Genomic DNA, 15,629 nt, shown 5'->3' on the forward strand with positions numbered 1-15,629 from the left:
CTCGAGATGTTCGACAGGAAGGTGGACGTTGAGAAGCGATCGTTGAGAAGCCGTCTTTGAAAAGCGATCTTTAAAAATCGAAGCAAAAACGGCCAAGCGTAGCACAGCCAAGGCGTCTCAGTGCTCAAACCGCTTCAAGGCAGCGGTTCACTCGCCCTGAAGCGTTAGCACCAGCCGGCGGCGACCGCCGTGGTCACGATGCTCGCACAGATAGATCCCCTGCCAGGTGCCCAGGTTCAATCGCCCGCGCGTCACCGGCACCTGTACACTGGCGCCCAAAAGGCTCGCCTTGAGGTGAGCGGGCATGTCGTCGCTGCCTTCGAACACATGCTGGTAATATGGCGCGTTTTCCGGCACCGCGCGGTTGAAGTGGCTTTCGAAATCCGCGCGCACCGTAGGGTCGGCATTTTCGTTGAGGGTGAGCGAGGCCGAGGTGTGCTGAATGAACACGTGTAAAAGCCCCGCCTCGACCGGTGGCATGTCATCGAGCGCGCGGGTGATCTCGTCGGTGATCAGATGAAAGCCGCGCGGGTGCGCCGCCAGGGTGATGTCACGCTGTTGCCACATGAACGCTCTCCTGTTCCGGGTGGGCCTTGGGTCGAATTGGTGAAAGCTGATCGATTCCGCCACAATACGCAAGTTGCACGCCACTAAAGAGCCCCATGTTCAAACGCTGGTTCACCCGCACCCCCGCCTCGCCGCCGGCGGATAGCTGGCGTAAGGCCCGTCAGCAGACGCCGCTTCTGGCTGCGCTTGCGCCGATGGAGGCCGAGCTTCTGGCCGAGCGGGCCTGGCAGTTTCTTCGCAACAAGCGTCTGACCCGCCATGTCGAGCTTTCAAACGCGCCGTTTGACGATGCCGACCGGCTAGCCATCGCCGGCCAGGCGTGCCTGCTCACGCTTGGCTGGAGCGATGCGGAGCACCGCGAGGCTTTCGCCAACGTTCACGAGATCGTGATCCTGCCGGACAGTTTCACCCGCGAGGTGGAAGAGATGGACGAGTTCGGCGTGGTGCATCAAGGCATCGACGAGCGCGTCGGCGAAACCTCCTACCAGGGCCCGGTCGTCATCGCCTACGCCGATCTGATCGAAAGCGGCGACTTCGTCGGCTTCAACGTGCTCATCCACGAGCTCGCCCACAAGCTCGACATGGGCAACTCCATGGATATCGACGGCTTTCCGCCGCTGCCCCGCTCGCTCTCGGCCAAGCGCTGGCACGCGGTGTTCTCGAGCGTCTGGGAGGATCTCAACGCCTGCCTCGAAAAGGGCCTCACCCCGCCCATCGACGACTACGCCGCCAGCCACCCCGGCGAGTGCTTCGCGGTGTGCTGCGAGTACTTCTTTACCGCGCCGGATCACCTGGTCGAGGCCTATCCAGCGCTTTATGAGCTGCTGTGCGACTACTTCAACCAGGCGCCTTTGGGGCGACTGAACGCCCCTGAATTAGGGTAGCGGCGGCACACGCCCGGCCATTTCCCAAGCCAGCAAGTCGATGAACGCGCGCACCCGGGCGGGTACGTGACGCCTGGCTTGGTACACCGCGTAAAAATCCGCGCGCACCCCTAACCACTCGGGCAAGAGTGCGACCAGCGCCCCGCTCTTTAGATGCGCGTGCACGTCCCACCAGGAGCGCAGCATGACGCCATGGCCGTCCAGCGCAAGCCTGGTGATCACCTCGGCATCGTTGCTCGAAAGCCGCCCGCTTACCTTCACCGAATGCCCCGGGCCGCGCTTGCCCCTGGGCTCGAAGCGCCAAAGCGGGAAATCGGTGTCGTTCTCCTGCACCACCAGGCACGCGTGGCGGGTCAAATCCTGCGGGTTGTCGAGTGCCGGCATGCGCTCGATGTAACCCGGTGCGGCGCACAGCACTCGGCGGCTTTCGAGAATAGGTCTTGCGATCAGCCGTGAATCCGGCGGCTCGCCGACGCGAATGCCGATATCCAAGCCGTGATCGGCCAGGCTCAGGGGAAAGTTGGTCAGCTCCAGCCAGCCTTTAACGCCGGGGTGAGCGTGGCAGAACGCCGACAAAAGCGGCGCGACGTGGGCGCGGCCAAAGCCGAAGGTGGCGTTGATACGCAGCGCCCCGTTCAGCGTTTGGCCCTGCGCCTCGTTGAGCGTGCCTTCGAGCTCGGCAAGCTCCTCGAGAATCAGCGAACCGCGCGCAAGGTAGCGCTCGCCTTCTGGTGTCAGCGTCAGTCGCCGGGTAGTGCGTGCGGCAAGGCTCACGCCCAGGCGGGCTTCGAGCTGTTTCAGGCGCTTGCTCACCGCCGACAGCGAAAGCCCAAGCGTGCGCGCCGCCGCGGTCAGACTGCCGGCGCGGGCCAGGTGCTGGAAAAAGGCAAGATCATCAAAAGCGGCCACGTATTCTCTACTCAAAAGCAACAATGGCTTGCAGTGTAGCCCGATTATTTCCCGCGCCAAAGCCGCTACACTCGGTTAAATATCCCACCACCGAGGAGCTCTTCATGGCCCACACCATTGCAGTGATTGCCGGCGACGGCATCGGCACCGAAGTCATGCCAGAAGGTATTCGCGCGCTCGAAGCCGCGGCGAAGCGCTTCAATCTCGATTTGGACTTCACCACTTTCGAGTTCGGCAGTTGCGACTACTATTTGGAGCACGGCCAGATGATGCCGGACGACTGGTTCGAGCAGCTCAAGGGCTTCGATGCGCTTTTCTACGGCGCCGTCGGCTGGCCGGAGAAAGTGCCGGACCATATTTCGCTTTGGGGCTCGCTTTTGCAGTTCCGCCGCCGGTTCGACCAGTACATCAACCTGCGCCCCTGCAAACTGATGCCCGGCATCCAGAGCCCGTTGGCCGGTCGCAAACCCGGCGACATCGATTTCTACGTGGTGCGCGAAAACACCGAGGGCGAGTACTCGAGCATCGGCGGCAAGATGTTCGAAGGCACCGAGCGCGAAATCGTGATTCAGGAAACCGTGATGAGCCGCACCGGCGTCGACCGCGTGCTGAAGTACGCGTTTGATCTCGCCAAAACCCGCCCGCGCCAGAAGCTCACCTCGGCGACCAAGTCCAACGGTATCTCGATCACCATGCCCTACTGGGACGAGCGCGTCGCCGAGATGGCCAAGGCGTACCCGGACGTCAGTGTGGACAAGTTCCATATCGACATCCTGACCGCCAATTTCGTGCTTCACCCGGACTGGTTCGACGTGGTGGTGGGCAGCAATCTGTTCGGCGATATCCTCTCGGACCTGGGCCCGGCCTGCACCGGCACCATCGGCGTTGCCCCCTCGGCGAACATCAACCCGGAAGGCCACTTCCCCAGCCTGTTCGAGCCGGTTCACGGCAGCGCCCCGGACATCGCGGGCAAAGGCATCGCCAACCCGATCGGCCAGATCTGGTCCGGCGCGATGATGCTCGAACATCTCGGCCACGAAGAGGCCGGCAAGGCAATAGTCGACGCCATCGAAGCGGTGCTCGAAGCGGGCGATCCGCAGGTCTTGACGCGGGACGTCGGCGGGCAAGGCACGACCGAGACCCTGGGCCGCGCGATCGCCGAGAAAATCGCGGGCTAAACCGGCGTTGTAAAGGAGTCGGCGCGCCGGTCGATCAGGTGCTCGCGGCCAAGGTGATTGATATCGGTCACGCCCATGAGCGCAAGATCCCGAGTCAGTTCCTCCTTGACCAGCGTCAGGGCGTGGCGCACCCCGGCCTCGCCGGCGAAGGCGGCGGCGTAGTTCATCGGCCGGCCGATGAACACGAACGCCGCTCCCAGGGCGAGCGCCTTGATCACGTCGGTGCCGCGACGAAAGCCGCTGTCGATCATCACCGGGATATGCTCGACCGCTTCGACTACCCCAGGCAGCGCCTCGAGCGCGGCCGGGCTGTAGTCGAGCTGGCGCCCGCCGTGGTTGGAGACGATCACCGCGTCGCCACCCAGCGCCTCGACCCGCCTCGCATCCGCCGGGTTGAGAATGCCCTTGACGATCAGCTTGCCCGGCCACAATGCCCTGACCCGCTCGAGATACTCCCACTGCAGGTGGCTGCGCCCGGAGAAGTCGCGGGTGACGTTTTTCGACATCACCGCAATGCCGCGGGTGGCGTAGTTGTTCTCGAAGTGCGGCATACCGTGGCGGTAGATCGTGCGTAGAAAGGTGCCGAACAGCCAGCGCGGGCGCGTGATGCCATCGAGCGCCAGGCGCAGGCTCGGGCGCAGCGGCGACGAAAACCCGCTCTTGCGGTTGTTGTCGCTATTGGGCGGCACCGGGTAGTCCACGGTGATCACGAGCTTTTTGTACCCCGCACGCTCGACGCGCGCCAGCAGCGCCTCGATCTCTTCGAACGTGCCGGGCAGGTAGGCCTGAAACCAGTCGGTCTCCCCCACCCGCAGCACCTCCTCCAATGGGATTAGCGAGCTTCCGCTGAGAATCATCGGCACGCCTTCGCGGGCCGCCGCGCGGGCCTGAACGATATCGCCGCGGTAGGCGGACAGCGCGCTAATACCCATCGGCGCGATGCCGAAGGGCGCGCGGTAGGTATCACCCAAAAGCTCGGTTTCAAGCGAAATGGCTGATACATCCACCAGCGCCTGAGGCATCAGCCCGAGTTGATCAAAGCAGCGGCGGTTCGCCGCGTGGGTATGGCCCTCCTCGGCGCTGTTGGCGATGTAGCCAAATAGCGGGCGCGGCAAGTGGCGGCGCCCCAGCGCTTCGAAGTCGTGCAGGTTGCGGGCTTTGTCGAGTCGGCTCACGCGAAATTCCTTGGAGGTGGATGCCCTAAAACGCGCAAACCCCACGAGCGTGGGGTTTGCGGGGCTAACGGGCACTATAGTAGCGCCTGGCGGCTTTCAAACAATTAGCCCATGGTCTCAGCGGGCGAGCTTCGCGGTAATGCCCGCTACGTGCTTGCCCTGAAAGCGCGCGAGCTTCAGTTCGCGCTCGCTTGGCTGGCGGGAGCCGTCGCCGCCGGCCAGGGTGGCCGCGCCATACGGGTTGCCGCCGCTGACTTCGGAAATATCGAACTGCTCTTCGATACCGTAGCCGATCGGTACGATCACCATGCCGTGGTGGGCAAGCGTGGTCCAGGTGGAGGTGACGGTCATCTCCTCGCCGCCGCCGGTACCGGTAGAGGTAAACACGCTCGCCACCTTGCCACGCAGCGAGCCGTTGGCCCAAAGGCCACCGGTCTGATCAAAAAAGGTGCGCATTTGGCCGGCCATGTTACCAAAGCGGGTGGGCGTGCCGATGATGACGCCGTCATAGTCGGCGAGCTCGTCGGGTTTGGCTTCCGGCGTGGTAAAGTCCTGCTTGCCGCCAGCGTTTTTGTAGGCCTCCTCCGGCATGGTTTCCGGCACGCGCTTGACCGTGACTTCGACGCCCTCCACTTCCCTGGCGCCTTCGGCGACGGCCGCGGCCAGCGTATCCACGTGCCCGTACATGGAATAGTAAAGTACCAGTACCTTGGTCATTGCTCTCTCCGTTTGAGTCGACAGATAAACCACCCCTTTAGCCTAGCGGAAAATTAACCCAAGTGAAGGTCGCGGTGGCGTCGCTTGAATTGCCGGCGTTTGTCTCTTGCGCTTTTGCCCATCCCGCACTAGTTTTCAATGCGACCGTCACAGCAAAAAGGGAGTTTTACATGACGATTTTCGAAGCGCTTCGTAAGGACCACGACATTCAGCGCGACCTGCTGGCCAAACTGGTAGAAACCCACGGTGATAGCAGCGAGCGCGATACGCTCTATCAGCAGATCCGCGCCGAGCTCAAGTACCACGCCAACGCCGAAGAGCGCGCGCTGTACATTCCGATGATGGACATCGACCTCACCCAGGAGAAAGCCCGCCACAGCGTCGCCGAGCACCACGAAATCGACGAACTGATCGAGCTTCTGGACGAAACCGACTACAGCGCCAGCAACTGGCTAGTACACGCCAAGGAGCTTCAGCACCTGGTGACCCACCACCTGGACGAGGAAGAGCAGGAAGTCTTCCAACTGGCCGGTCGTGGTCTGCCGGAACAGCAGAAGACCTCACTTGCCGGTGAGTACCAGGACGAGATGCAGCGCCAGCGCGCCGAGTAATTCACGCCGTCCAAAAGCGCCTGCCCTCGAAGGGCAGGCGCTTTTTTTATGCCTGTTCAATGCGACTTTGCTGCCAGGCGGGCGTTGGCTTACACCTACGCCCGCCCCTTTTACAGCCTGGCGACACCGCTTTTTGTTTAGCCCGGCCCAACGTGATACATCTTCTGGATCGAAAACAAATAGCTCGAACAACGAATACCTCGAAAACAAATATCTCGAAAAAAGGGAGAATCGCGCATGCTGAGCCAGTGGCTGGACGGAGCGCTCGATGACGACATGCCCGCCAAGCGCGAGGGTCGCTTCGCCAGCGGCCGCTACCGCTTTGGCGCCCCGGGGGTGCTGGAACTCATCCCGAACGCTTCAAACATCGATGCCCACGCCTGCGTCTTTTCCGCTGCGATTCACGGCAACGAAACCGCCCCGGTGGAGCTTCTGGGCCAGTGGCTCTGCGCGCTAGAGGCGGGTAGCGCGCCCCTCAAAGCGCCGGTGCTGGTGATACTGGGCAATATTCCCGCCCTCAAGGCGCAAACCCGCTTTGTAGAGACCAACCTGAACCGGCTTTTCGAGCGAGGCCTGACAAAACAAGGCCAGGAGGCCGACCGGGCTCGCGAGCTGATGCGCGAGGTGGATCGTTTCTTCGAGCGCTATAAAGGCCGCCCGCGGCTTCACTACGACCTGCACACCGCGATCCGCCAAAGCCTCTATCCGCGCTTTGTGGTCGAGCCCTTTGGCGAAACGGCCACCCATGCCCGCCAGTGGACTTGGCTTGCCGGCGCCGACATGCAGGCGGTGCTGCACCAGCACCAGTCGAGCTTCACGTTCTCCCACTACAGCAAGCACTACCACCAGGCCCAAGCGTTTACCTTCGAGCTTGGCCAAAACGCGCCCTTTGGCCAAAACGATCTGGCACCGCTCACCCCCATGCTTGAGCTCATTCAGGCGCTCGGCGCCGGCGAAACGCCACAAGAAGGCGCCGAGCCTCCGCGCTTTTTCAAGGTCGAGCACGAGCTGATGCGCCGCTCGCAGGCGTTTACGCTCTGCTTTGACGAAGACGTGGCGAACTTTACCCGCTTCGAACCCCACACCAAACTCGCCCAGGACGAAGAGGCCGGCGACTTCATCGTTGGCGAAACGCCGCTTCACGTGGTGTTTCCCAACGCACGGGTGGAGATCGGCGCGCGGGCGGCGCTGCTGGTCACGCCGGTCGCCACGCAAGCAGCCAGACCATAAACGCCCTACACTAGGCAAAACCGTTGAACACGATCGAAGGCGGCGCTCACAGGCCGCCAGGATCAGCGCATTAAATCGCATAACAACGAGCGCATCGGGTATAAGGCCTGATAGAATCGCTCCCTTTTTCGCGCCAGCCGCTACGAATATCCGTATCGACACCGTTCGCTTAAGCGGCAACTCTGCTCTGGAGCCTGGTTATATGGCCACAACACCCACCCCTCTCGAAGTGCGCAATATCAAAAAGCGCTTCGGGGATACCGAAGTTCTCAAGGGACTCTCACTCGAAGCCCACAAGGGGGATGTCATCACCCTGATCGGCGCTTCAGGGTCGGGAAAAAGCACCTTTCTTCGCTGCATGAACCTGTTGGAGCAGCCCGACGAAGGCGAGCTGATCGTCCACGGCGATCCCATTCGCTTCAAGCAAACGCGCCAGGGGCGCGAGCCGGCGGATAAAAAACAGGTCGTCGCCATGCGGGCGAAGCTTTCGATGGTGTTTCAAAGCTTCAACCTCTGGGCGCACATGACGCTTCTGGAGAACATCATCGAAGCCCCCGTACACGTTTTGGGCCAATCGAAAAAGGAAGCAACCGAACACGCCTACGCGCTGTTGGAGCGGGTGGGTCTTACCGCGCGCGCCAAGGCGTACCCGGCGCAGATGTCCGGCGGCCAACAGCAGCGCGGCGCGATTGCCCGGGCGCTGGCCATGGACCCGGACGTGATGCTGTTCGACGAGCCAACCTCGGCGCTGGACCCGGAGCTTGTCGGCGACGTGCTAAAGGTCATGCGCGACCTGGCGAAAGAGGGCCGCACCATGATCGTGGTCACCCACGAAATGAACTTTGCCCGCGACGTCTCGAGCCAGGTCATCTATCTGCAGGAGGGGCTAATCGAGGAGTCCGGCACGCCCGCTGAGGTGCTGGACAACCCGCGCTCGCCCCGGCTCAAGCAGTTTCTCACCCCTAACCACTGACCGACGAGGCGACCATGCTGGATTTGCAAGGCTACGGCCCGCGCCTTTTCGAAGGGGCGCTCGTCACCGTCGAGCTCGCCGCGCTTTCGCTCGGGCTTGCGATCATACTGGGGCTGATCACCGCCACGGCCAAAATGTCGCGCAGCTGGCTTCTGCGGCGCGTGGCCGGCGTCTATACCACGCTGATTCGCGGCGTGCCGGATCTGGTGCTGATGCTGCTGCTGTTCTACGGCGGCCAGATCGGCGTCAACGCCATCAGCGACGTGCTCTACTACAACTACGATATCGACATCTATATCAGCTTCAACGCCTTTGCCGCCGGCGTGCTGACCATTGGGTTCATCTTCGGCGCTTACATGGGCGAGACCTTTCGCGGTGCCTTCATGGCCGTGGACGCGGGCCAGATCGAGGCGGGCAAGGCCTACGGCATGGGCAGCGCCCTGCTCTTTCGCCGCGTGCGCTTTCCGCAAATGATGCGCCACGCCCTGCCCGGGCTCTCCAATAACTGGATGGTGCTTTTAAAGACCACCGCGCTGGTCTCGGTGATCGGGCTGACCGACATGGTGCGCGTGGCCGCCGAGGCCTCGCGCGCGACCCACGAACCCTTCGTCTTTTTGATTCCCGTGGCGGTGGCGTACCTGCTCATCGCAAGCGTCACCGAGTGGATCTTCGCGCGCCTGCAAAAGCGCTACGACATCGGCTTCGGGGAGCACTGACATGTTCGATCTTTCTACCTGGTATCATGAGCTGCTCGACGACAACGCCATTTTCACCCCTGCCACCATGGCCCACTACTGGGAAGGGCTTGTCACCACCACGCAGCTGGTGTTTCTTTCGCTGGTAGTGGGGCTGGTGCTGGCGGTGCCGCTGGCGATTTTGCGAAGCTCCAAACGCAAGTGGATTAGCCTGCCGATCTACGCGTACACCTACGTGTTTCGCGGCACGCCGCTTCTGATCCAGCTCTATATCATCTACTACGGCGTGGTGTTTTTCGACGGCATTCAGGAGAGCTTTCTGTGGCCGGTCTTTCGCGACGCCTTCTATCCGGCGCTGATCGCTTTCACGCTCAACACGGCGGCTTACACCACGGAGATCTTTCGCGGCGCGATCAAGGCGACCGCCAAGGGGGAGATCGAGGCGGCGCGGGCCTACGGCATGTCGGACGCCCTGATGATGCGGCGCATCGTGATTCCCAGCGCCTTTCGCCGCGCCCTGCCCGCCTACGGCAACGAGGTGATCTTCATGCTTCACGCCAGCGCCATCGCAAGCGTGGTGACGCTGATGGATTTGACCGGCGCGGCGCGCTACGTCTATTCGCGTTTCTATACGCCCTTCGAGCCGTTTCTGTTCGTAGCACTGATCTATCTCTGCCTGACCTTCGCGATTCTGTTCTTTTTCCGCTTTTTGGAAAAGCGGCTACTAGCGCACCTCAGCCCGCCGTCGCTGTAAGCGACGGCTGCGTCAAACGAACGTTGGTTTTTAATGCGTTTTCGACTTTGCGCTCGCCCCTGCTTGGGTTACGTTAAAGAGGATCACTGAATACACCCGTTCACGACAGTGGAGTTTGATGATGAAAAAACTGCTTTCGCTCTCTTTGTTAGGCCTTGCGGTCGCCGCCGCGTCCTCGGCCCAGGCACGTGACTACGACACCGTGCGCATCGGTGTGGACGTTCCCTACGTTCCCATGGAGTACCGCACGCCGGAAGGCGATCTCACCGGTTTCGACATCGAACTGGGCAACGCGCTGTGTGAAGAGGTCGGCGTGACCTGCGAGTGGATCGAGCAGGAGTGGGACGGCATCATTCCCGGCCTACTGGCGCGCAACTACGACGCAGTGATGTCGTCGATGACGATCAACGACGAGCGCCGCCAGCAGGTGCTGTTCTCCGAGCCCTACATCACCATGCCGTCGGCCTGGTTCGCGGCTAGCGATCTGGACATCAGTGAGGCCAACGAGCAGACGCTCGACGGTCTGACCATCGGCGTTCAGCGCGGTACGCTGCAGGACAACTACGTCACCGACAAGTACGGCAGCGTCGCCGACATCAGCCGCTACTCCACCGCCGATGACATGGTGCTGGACATGGACGCCGAGCGTCTGGACATCGTGTTCCTCGACTTCCCGATCGGCCAGTCCACGCTGGTCGAAAGCGACGAAGGCGATTACACCATCGTCGGCGAGCAGATCACCGAGCCCAAGGAGTACTTCGGCGACGGTTTCGGTATCGCCTTCCGCCAGCGCGATGAAGACCTGGCCGAACGCTTCAACGAAGCGCTCGCGACGCTGCAGGAAAACGGCACCTACGACGAGATTCACGCGCGCTACTTCGACGGCGAATAATCTCTCTTTGTAAGTGTCTCGTCATTAAGCAAAACCCCGGCAAACGCCGGGGTTTTGCTTTTTGGGGCAACGCCCGGAAGCTTTGGGGTATAGTACGGATCGATAGATAGCTCGTTTGCACAGTACGTATGGATCGTACGTATGGACAGTACGCACGGATCGTACGTGCGGCTTCGCCCGAGCGGCGAACGCGCCGCCCGCTAACCGACCGGGCTTGAACTCGACGCGACCGTTCAAGTCTGAAGCCATTCAAGCCATGTCAACACGGAGGTTTTATGGCACATATTCCCGGCGACACCGCCCACGCCCACCTGACTTCTTCGCCGCGTCCTGCGGCGATAGCTCCCGAGCGCCCGCTGTCACACTGGACGGCTTGGGCGCAGTGGCTCGCGCTTTTGACCATGACCATCGATCACCTGGTGCGCTACGTGCTGCCGCACAGCTGGGATCTGGGCTGGGCGGGATCGTCCATCGGGCGCATCGCCTTTCCCCTGTTCGCGGCCATGGTGGCTTGGCACGGGCTGTTCAATACGCGCAATCCGCTGCGCTACGCCCGGCGGGTACTGGTGATCGGGCTCATCGCCCAGGTGCCGTACATGATGATGCCCCGATCCAGCGACGCCTTCATTCTCAACGTCTGCTTTACGCTGGCAAGCGGCTTGGCGTTCGGGGCGTTGGCGCGTCAGGGCTGGCAACACTACCGTCAAGAAACACTCGGGTTTGGCTGGCTGCTACTGGGGGCGGCGGTGGCGGTAACGCTTTGGTATCTGCTTGGCTTTTGGGTGGAGTATGGCCATAACGGCCTGATGCTGATCCCACTTTTCATGTTCGCCATGTACGCGCTCAACGACACCGATAACGCGCTTAAATCGAGGCTATGGGCGGGGCTGGCCGCGTTTCCGGTACTGTGGATCGCTGGCCAAATGAACGCCTCGGACATGTCCAAGTCGTTCACCGTCGGCACCTGCATCGTCGTTCTCATCCTCGCCGCCGGCGGTGCCCGCTACGTTCCCCAAGTATTTAAAACCATGCCGAGGCGGCTCTGGCTTGCCTGGTATCCGGGCCACTTCGCGCTCATCGCGCTGTGGGTGGTACTTAGCGGTCAATTAACGCTGTAACGCGGTCAGGTAGCGCGGCCTTCTTTAGTTGGTCGCGCATTTCCGGGCGGTAGCGGCAAAGCCGGCCGCGACCTTGCGCCTTGGCCTGATACATTGCGATATCGGCCTGCTTGAGGATCTCGGCATGGTCGCACTCGGCGGCATTGAAGCACGTGTAGCCCATGCTTGGCGTCACATCCACCTGCTGGCTCTCCAAGTGATAAAACCCGCCAAGCTTGCCTCTCAATGTTTCCATGCACGCCTTCGCCATCTCTTCGGCCCGATCGTCGAAGGGCCAGTCGAACAGTTTGAGCATCACGAACTCATCGCCACTTAGCCGTGCCGCCATGTCGTCGTCGCCTAGGTGGGCCTCCAAGCGCTTGGCGACCTGTATGAGCAGATCGTCACCGGCGGCGTGGCCGAAGGTATCGTTGATCATCTTGAAGCGGTCCAGATCCAGAAACATCACTAAGCCGGTTCGCTTGCGGTTCGATGACTCCTCGCACAGCGCCATTAGCCGTTCGATAAACAGACGCCGGTTGGGCAGATCGGTCAGCGAGTCGTAGTAGGCCTGCCGGTAGATAGTCGCTTCATGTTGGGTGCGCTCGGTGAAATCCTCGACGATGGCCATACCGCCGATTCGCTGATTATTGACGCAATTCACGCCGTTAAAAATGGCGCGCAGCGGCGTGCCCTTCTCAGCGCCGGGCAGATAGAACGTGCCTTCGAAATAGCCCGAGCCCTTCTCGAGGCTGTCGCGCACCCCTTGGGCCACCTGTTGATTCGCCGAGCGGTCGAGCATGCGATAGCCGACGAAGTCCTCGCGCGTGCCGCCCAAAATCCGAAGTAGCTGCTCGTTGCAGTCGGTGATCATTCCATTACGGTCGAAGTGCAGCACCCCCAGCGGCGAGTGATCAAAAATCGAGCGGTAGCGGTTTTCACACTCCTGAAGCTGCGCTTTGCGCGACTCGATATTTACCTTCAACGCGATGTTATCGTGAATGATGCGGTGAAACCGAATACAGGTCGTTAGCATCAGCGCCAAAAACACCAGTACGACGACGCCCATCAGTATCGATAGCATCGTCGCTTGTAACAAAAAGACGGCGGCTAGTGGCAGCAAAATGAGGCTAATGAACCCAATCCCGACCCACTTGACCGGCGAAAGTGTGGTCGTGCCGCCAGCGGCGATACCGCAAACAATGACCGCTAATGCCGCTGTTTGAGTGGGATTATCGGGGGAATAAAATAGCCCCCCCGCAGCTCCCCAGAGTGTCGCCGAACCAAGCGAACCCGCGCTAAAAATGTAGAGCCATATTTTTTGATGGGCGTTGGCCGCATCCTGTTGGTACCAGCGAGCCAACACCAGCCGCAAAATCGTTATGACGCCAAATGATAATAACCAGACCGAGATAGCAACCGGCGGATGCGCCGACCATAGGATCGCGGCGGTAAAGGCCGCCACGACCAGGCTGCTTATAACGGGCTGCCATAGCTTTTCGTATAGAAGTGCGACCTTCGCCGCTTCAAGATCGCATAGCGAGAGCGACTCATCGGCATCGCCGGCGCCATATCGAGCGGCCCCAGCGGGTTTGAGCTTCCACAGCATGTCCATTCCCTGCGCTTTTGGGTCGCCTAAAGTAAGGCAACCTGTCTTCGTTCAATGAAGTCTTATGCAGTAGTTGTAAACGAATTATCTCGTTAAAGCGAATACCAAAATCGACTTATAAAAAAAACCGCCTGACAGAAGGCGGTTAATGACATTCATTTCGTTACTTAAACCTTAAAACTCCACTGTACCGGAGGGGCTTCGGGTAAAAGCGCTTGGCACTGGCGCACTTTATCCAAAAGCTCGGCGTGCGAGTCGGCCAGCACGTTGATGTGCGCAAGCTTGCGCCCGGCGCGCTCGTCCTTGTCGTAGCGGTGTAGATGAGTATGCGGGATCGCCAACAACGCGGCGTTGTCGCCTTCGCGGCCGATGACGTTGACCATACAGGTCGGCGCAATGGCCTCGGTCGAGCCCAGCGGCAGCCCTTGAACCGCCCGCAGGTGATTTTCGAACTGGCTGGTCGCGGCGCCGTCCATCGTCCAGTGGCCGGAGTTATGCACACGCGGCGCCATCTCGTTGGCCAGCAGGCTTCCATCGGTGGCCTGAAAAAGCTCCAGCGCCAGCACGCCGACGTAGTCGAGCTCGTCGAGCAATTGGCGAATATAGCCGTCGGCCAACGCCTGAACGCTGTCGTCGAGATCCGGCAGCGGCGCGACCGAGTAGCGCAAAATGCCGTCTTCGTGCTGGTTCTCCGCCATTGGGTAGAACACCACCTCGCCATCACGCCCGCGCACGGCGATGATCGACACTTCGCGTACGAAATCGACGAACGCCTCGACGATCAGCTGAGAGTGCCCAATCGACGCCCAGGCATCCTGGGCCTGATCGGCGGACTTGAGCACGGCCTGGCCTTTGCCGTCATAGCCCTCGGTGACGGACTTGGCGACCACCGGGCAGCCAAGTTCCTCGGCGGCCTGGGCCAGCGCCTCGGCGCTCTCCACCACGCGGTAGGCCGGCGTCGGAATGGAGAGCCGGTCGAACAGCGCCTTCTCTTCTACCCGGTTTTGGCACACGGCGATCGCTTTACTGCCCGGGTAGACCGGCTTGTGCTTCTCGATCTCGCTCACGAGCGCCACCGGCAGATGCTCGAACTCGTAGGTCACGACATCGACTTTTTCGAGAAATGCGGCCAAATGCTCGTTGTGCGGATCGACGATCACCTCGCCAATGCCCGCGCTGGGGCTACCCGTGGTGTCCAAAAAGGTGAAGCGGTTGCCGAGCGGATAGCCGGCCAAAGCGAGCATGCGACCCAGCTGGCCGGCACCCAAAACGCCAATGTTCATGGTGGTCTCCTTAGGCCTGGTCGCTATCGATGCGGGGGTCCGGGTTATCGAGCACGGCTTGGGTCTGCTCGGCGCGGAAAGCCTCGACCGCCTCGCGCACGGCGCTGTCCTGAAGCCCGACGATCTGCGCGGCCAGAAGGCCTGCGTTGGTCGCTCCGGCCTTACCGATGGCAAGCGTTCCCACGGCGATACCGCCGGGCATCTGGGCAATGGAGAGCAGTGAATCGAGCCCCTTGAGCGATTTGGACTCCACCGGCACGCCGAGTACCGGAAGCGGCGTTTGAGAGGCCACCATGCCCGGCAGGTGAGCAGCCCCCCCCGCGCCGGCCACGATCACCTGAAGGCCGCGCTCCGCCGCGCCCTTGGCGTAGTCGAACAACAGATCCGGCGTGCGGTGGGCCGATACCACTCGGGTCTCAAAAGCAACGCCCAGGCGCTCGAGCATTTGGGTGGCGTGTTCCATCACGGGCCAGTCGGATTTGGATCCCATAATTACGCCCACTTGGGGTGCGCGGCTGGACATGGATTCGCTCCTCGGCCGAAGGCCATCAATCGGTAAAAGACGAAAAGCCGCAAGGCTTGGCTATCATTTTTAAAGGCGCATAGTTTACCAGAGCGGGCCGAATTAGGGGCTTCGATCGGTGGAGGAAATTTTAGCCGAATCAGGCATTGAAAAGCGCCCCCGATAGCGGCATTGTGTAGGTGTCACTTTTGACCCATGGAGTCACATGAGTACGGCAACGTCGACTGCTCACGTAGAAACGCTGGACCCTCCTCGAAGCAGCCCTGACCTCGACGTCAGGGAATTGGAAAAGCGCACGCGCTTGATGCGCATCATCACTCGTCTGGTCGCCGTATCGGATCTGGGAAGCCGCGAAATCGCCCGCCGGGCTGGCCTACCCGTCCAAAAGATCAGCGACCTGCTCGCCGGAAGGCTCGAGCATCTGGACTTGGACGAACTCAACGTCCTGCGCCGCACACTAGAGCTGGAGGCGCCAACGCCATAGCCTCCAGGTTTGAACCGATAAACGCCTCGCCAAACGCGAGGCGTTTTT

Annotated in this window: 17 protein-coding genes; 10 read left to right on the forward strand and 7 right to left on the reverse strand. The window is 61.3% G+C overall.

Annotated features, from left to right (window positions below; all coding sequences use genetic code 11):
* Window positions 1-147: 147 nt before the first annotated feature.
* On the reverse strand, window positions 148-567 hold the full coding sequence (locus tag ACGLWX_RS03665; protein WP_252107220.1) for a secondary thiamine-phosphate synthase enzyme YjbQ: 420 nt from the start codon (window positions 565-567) through the stop codon (window positions 148-150).
* Between the two features lie 95 nt (window positions 568-662).
* On the opposite strand from ACGLWX_RS03665, the gene ACGLWX_RS03670 reads away from it, so the two are divergent.
* Entirely contained in the window at window positions 663-1,451 is a 789-nt protein-coding gene (locus ACGLWX_RS03670; RefSeq protein WP_396237406.1) for a zinc-dependent peptidase, read from the forward strand.
* On the opposite strand, the gene ACGLWX_RS03675 is transcribed toward ACGLWX_RS03670, so the two are convergent.
* A complete protein-coding gene (locus ACGLWX_RS03675; protein WP_396237408.1) occupies window positions 1,443-2,360 on the reverse strand; it encodes a LysR family transcriptional regulator in 918 nt (305 codons plus the stop codon). The genes ACGLWX_RS03670 and ACGLWX_RS03675 overlap by 9 nt on opposite strands.
* Before the next feature lie 104 nt (window positions 2,361-2,464).
* Between ACGLWX_RS03675 and ACGLWX_RS03680 the strand changes: the two genes are divergently transcribed.
* Entirely contained in the window at window positions 2,465-3,538 is a 1,074-nt protein-coding gene (locus ACGLWX_RS03680; RefSeq protein ID WP_396237410.1) for a tartrate dehydrogenase, read from the forward strand.
* On the opposite strand, the gene ACGLWX_RS03685 is transcribed toward ACGLWX_RS03680, so the two are convergent.
* Both ACGLWX_RS03685 and wrbA read right to left on the reverse strand, forming a co-directional pair.
* Window positions 3,535-4,713 (reverse strand): alpha-hydroxy acid oxidase, encoded by a 1,179-nt coding sequence (locus ACGLWX_RS03685; protein ID WP_396237412.1) that lies wholly within the window; start codon window positions 4,711-4,713, stop codon window positions 3,535-3,537. The two genes, ACGLWX_RS03680 and ACGLWX_RS03685, sit on opposite strands and share 4 nt — an antisense overlap.
* Before the next feature lie 117 nt (window positions 4,714-4,830).
* Window positions 4,831-5,430, reverse strand: a complete 600-nt coding sequence (wrbA, locus tag ACGLWX_RS03690) for an NAD(P)H:quinone oxidoreductase (protein ID WP_252107215.1) — start codon at window positions 5,428-5,430, stop codon at window positions 4,831-4,833.
* 170 nt (window positions 5,431-5,600) lie between these two features.
* Between wrbA and ACGLWX_RS03695 the strand changes: the two genes are divergently transcribed.
* The 7 genes from ACGLWX_RS03695 to ACGLWX_RS03725 all read left to right on the forward strand — a co-directional run bounded on the left by ACGLWX_RS03695 (window position 5,601) and on the right by ACGLWX_RS03725 (window position 11,703).
* Window positions 5,601-6,041: a hemerythrin domain-containing protein gene (locus tag ACGLWX_RS03695; protein ID WP_263584594.1), complete on the forward strand. Its 441-nt coding sequence runs from the start codon at window positions 5,601-5,603 to the stop codon at window positions 6,039-6,041.
* Between the two features lie 237 nt (window positions 6,042-6,278).
* Window positions 6,279-7,271, forward strand: a complete 993-nt coding sequence (locus tag ACGLWX_RS03700; RefSeq protein WP_396237414.1) for a succinylglutamate desuccinylase — start codon at window positions 6,279-6,281, stop codon at window positions 7,269-7,271.
* A 202-nt stretch (window positions 7,272-7,473) separates the two neighbouring features.
* Entirely contained in the window at window positions 7,474-8,244 is a 771-nt protein-coding gene (locus ACGLWX_RS03705) for an ABC transporter ATP-binding protein (protein WP_396237416.1), read from the forward strand.
* 14 nt (window positions 8,245-8,258) lie between these two features.
* On the forward strand, window positions 8,259-8,960 hold the full coding sequence (locus tag ACGLWX_RS03710) for an ABC transporter permease (protein WP_396237418.1): 702 nt from the start codon (window positions 8,259-8,261) through the stop codon (window positions 8,958-8,960).
* 1 nt (window position 8,961) lies between these two features.
* Entirely contained in the window at window positions 8,962-9,693 is a 732-nt protein-coding gene (locus tag ACGLWX_RS03715) for an ABC transporter permease (protein WP_396237420.1), read from the forward strand.
* Between the two features lie 121 nt (window positions 9,694-9,814).
* Window positions 9,815-10,585 carry a transporter substrate-binding domain-containing protein gene (locus ACGLWX_RS03720; protein WP_252107209.1) on the forward strand — a complete coding sequence of 257 codons (771 nt, stop codon included), beginning with the start codon at window positions 9,815-9,817 and terminating at the stop codon, window positions 10,583-10,585.
* Between the two features lie 275 nt (window positions 10,586-10,860).
* The gene (locus ACGLWX_RS03725; RefSeq protein ID WP_252107208.1) at window positions 10,861-11,703 is read left to right on the forward strand and encodes a TraX family protein; all 843 of its coding nucleotides are present in this window, start codon (window positions 10,861-10,863) and stop codon (window positions 11,701-11,703) included.
* On the opposite strand, the gene ACGLWX_RS03730 is transcribed toward ACGLWX_RS03725, so the two are convergent.
* The 3 genes from ACGLWX_RS03730 to purE form a co-directional block, all read right to left on the reverse strand.
* A complete protein-coding gene (locus ACGLWX_RS03730) occupies window positions 11,681-13,291 on the reverse strand; it encodes a diguanylate cyclase domain-containing protein (protein WP_396237422.1) in 1,611 nt (536 codons plus the stop codon). The genes ACGLWX_RS03725 and ACGLWX_RS03730 overlap by 23 nt on opposite strands.
* A 167-nt stretch (window positions 13,292-13,458) precedes the next feature.
* Window positions 13,459-14,574 carry a 5-(carboxyamino)imidazole ribonucleotide synthase gene (locus ACGLWX_RS03735; protein ID WP_396237424.1) on the reverse strand — a complete coding sequence of 372 codons (1,116 nt, stop codon included), beginning with the start codon at window positions 14,572-14,574 and terminating at the stop codon, window positions 13,459-13,461.
* A gap of 10 nt (window positions 14,575-14,584) precedes the next feature.
* Window positions 14,585-15,097 carry a 5-(carboxyamino)imidazole ribonucleotide mutase gene (gene purE, locus ACGLWX_RS03740; protein WP_396237426.1) on the reverse strand — a complete coding sequence of 171 codons (513 nt, stop codon included), beginning with the start codon at window positions 15,095-15,097 and terminating at the stop codon, window positions 14,585-14,587.
* Window positions 15,098-15,302: 205 nt separating this feature from the next.
* Between purE and ACGLWX_RS03745 the strand changes: the two genes are divergently transcribed.
* Window positions 15,303-15,581: a helix-turn-helix domain-containing protein gene (locus ACGLWX_RS03745; protein WP_252107204.1), complete on the forward strand. Its 279-nt coding sequence runs from the start codon at window positions 15,303-15,305 to the stop codon at window positions 15,579-15,581.
* The last annotated feature ends 48 nt before the right edge of the window (window positions 15,582-15,629 follow it).

Source organism: Halomonas sp. HMF6819, from assembly GCF_044335525.1.
Classification (GTDB): Bacteria; Pseudomonadota; Gammaproteobacteria; order Pseudomonadales; family Halomonadaceae; genus Vreelandella.

Coding starts and splice junctions, on each gene's coding strand:
- ACGLWX_RS03665 (WP_252107220.1), bottom strand. CDS start 567: ATGTGGCAACAGCGTGACATCACCCTGGCGGCGCACCCGCGCGGCTTT.
- ACGLWX_RS03670 (WP_396237406.1), top strand. CDS start 663: ATGTTCAAACGCTGGTTCACCCGCACCCCCGCCTCGCCGCCGGCGGAT.
- ACGLWX_RS03680 (WP_396237410.1), top strand. CDS start 2,465: ATGGCCCACACCATTGCAGTGATTGCCGGCGACGGCATCGGCACCGAA.
- wrbA (WP_252107215.1), bottom strand. CDS start 5,430: ATGACCAAGGTACTGGTACTTTACTATTCCATGTACGGGCACGTGGAT.
- ACGLWX_RS03695 (WP_263584594.1), top strand. CDS start 5,601: ATGACGATTTTCGAAGCGCTTCGTAAGGACCACGACATTCAGCGCGAC.
- ACGLWX_RS03700 (WP_396237414.1), top strand. CDS start 6,279: ATGCTGAGCCAGTGGCTGGACGGAGCGCTCGATGACGACATGCCCGCC.
- ACGLWX_RS03705 (WP_396237416.1), top strand. CDS start 7,474: ATGGCCACAACACCCACCCCTCTCGAAGTGCGCAATATCAAAAAGCGC.
- ACGLWX_RS03710 (WP_396237418.1), top strand. CDS start 8,259: ATGCTGGATTTGCAAGGCTACGGCCCGCGCCTTTTCGAAGGGGCGCTC.
- ACGLWX_RS03715 (WP_396237420.1), top strand. CDS start 8,962: ATGTTCGATCTTTCTACCTGGTATCATGAGCTGCTCGACGACAACGCC.
- ACGLWX_RS03720 (WP_252107209.1), top strand. CDS start 9,815: ATGAAAAAACTGCTTTCGCTCTCTTTGTTAGGCCTTGCGGTCGCCGCC.
- ACGLWX_RS03725 (WP_252107208.1), top strand. CDS start 10,861: ATGGCACATATTCCCGGCGACACCGCCCACGCCCACCTGACTTCTTCG.
- ACGLWX_RS03730 (WP_396237422.1), bottom strand. CDS start 13,291: ATGCTGTGGAAGCTCAAACCCGCTGGGGCCGCTCGATATGGCGCCGGC.
- ACGLWX_RS03735 (WP_396237424.1), bottom strand. CDS start 14,574: ATGAACATTGGCGTTTTGGGTGCCGGCCAGCTGGGTCGCATGCTCGCT.
- purE (WP_396237426.1), bottom strand. CDS start 15,097: ATGTCCAGCCGCGCACCCCAAGTGGGCGTAATTATGGGATCCAAATCC.
- ACGLWX_RS03745 (WP_252107204.1), top strand. CDS start 15,303: ATGAGTACGGCAACGTCGACTGCTCACGTAGAAACGCTGGACCCTCCT.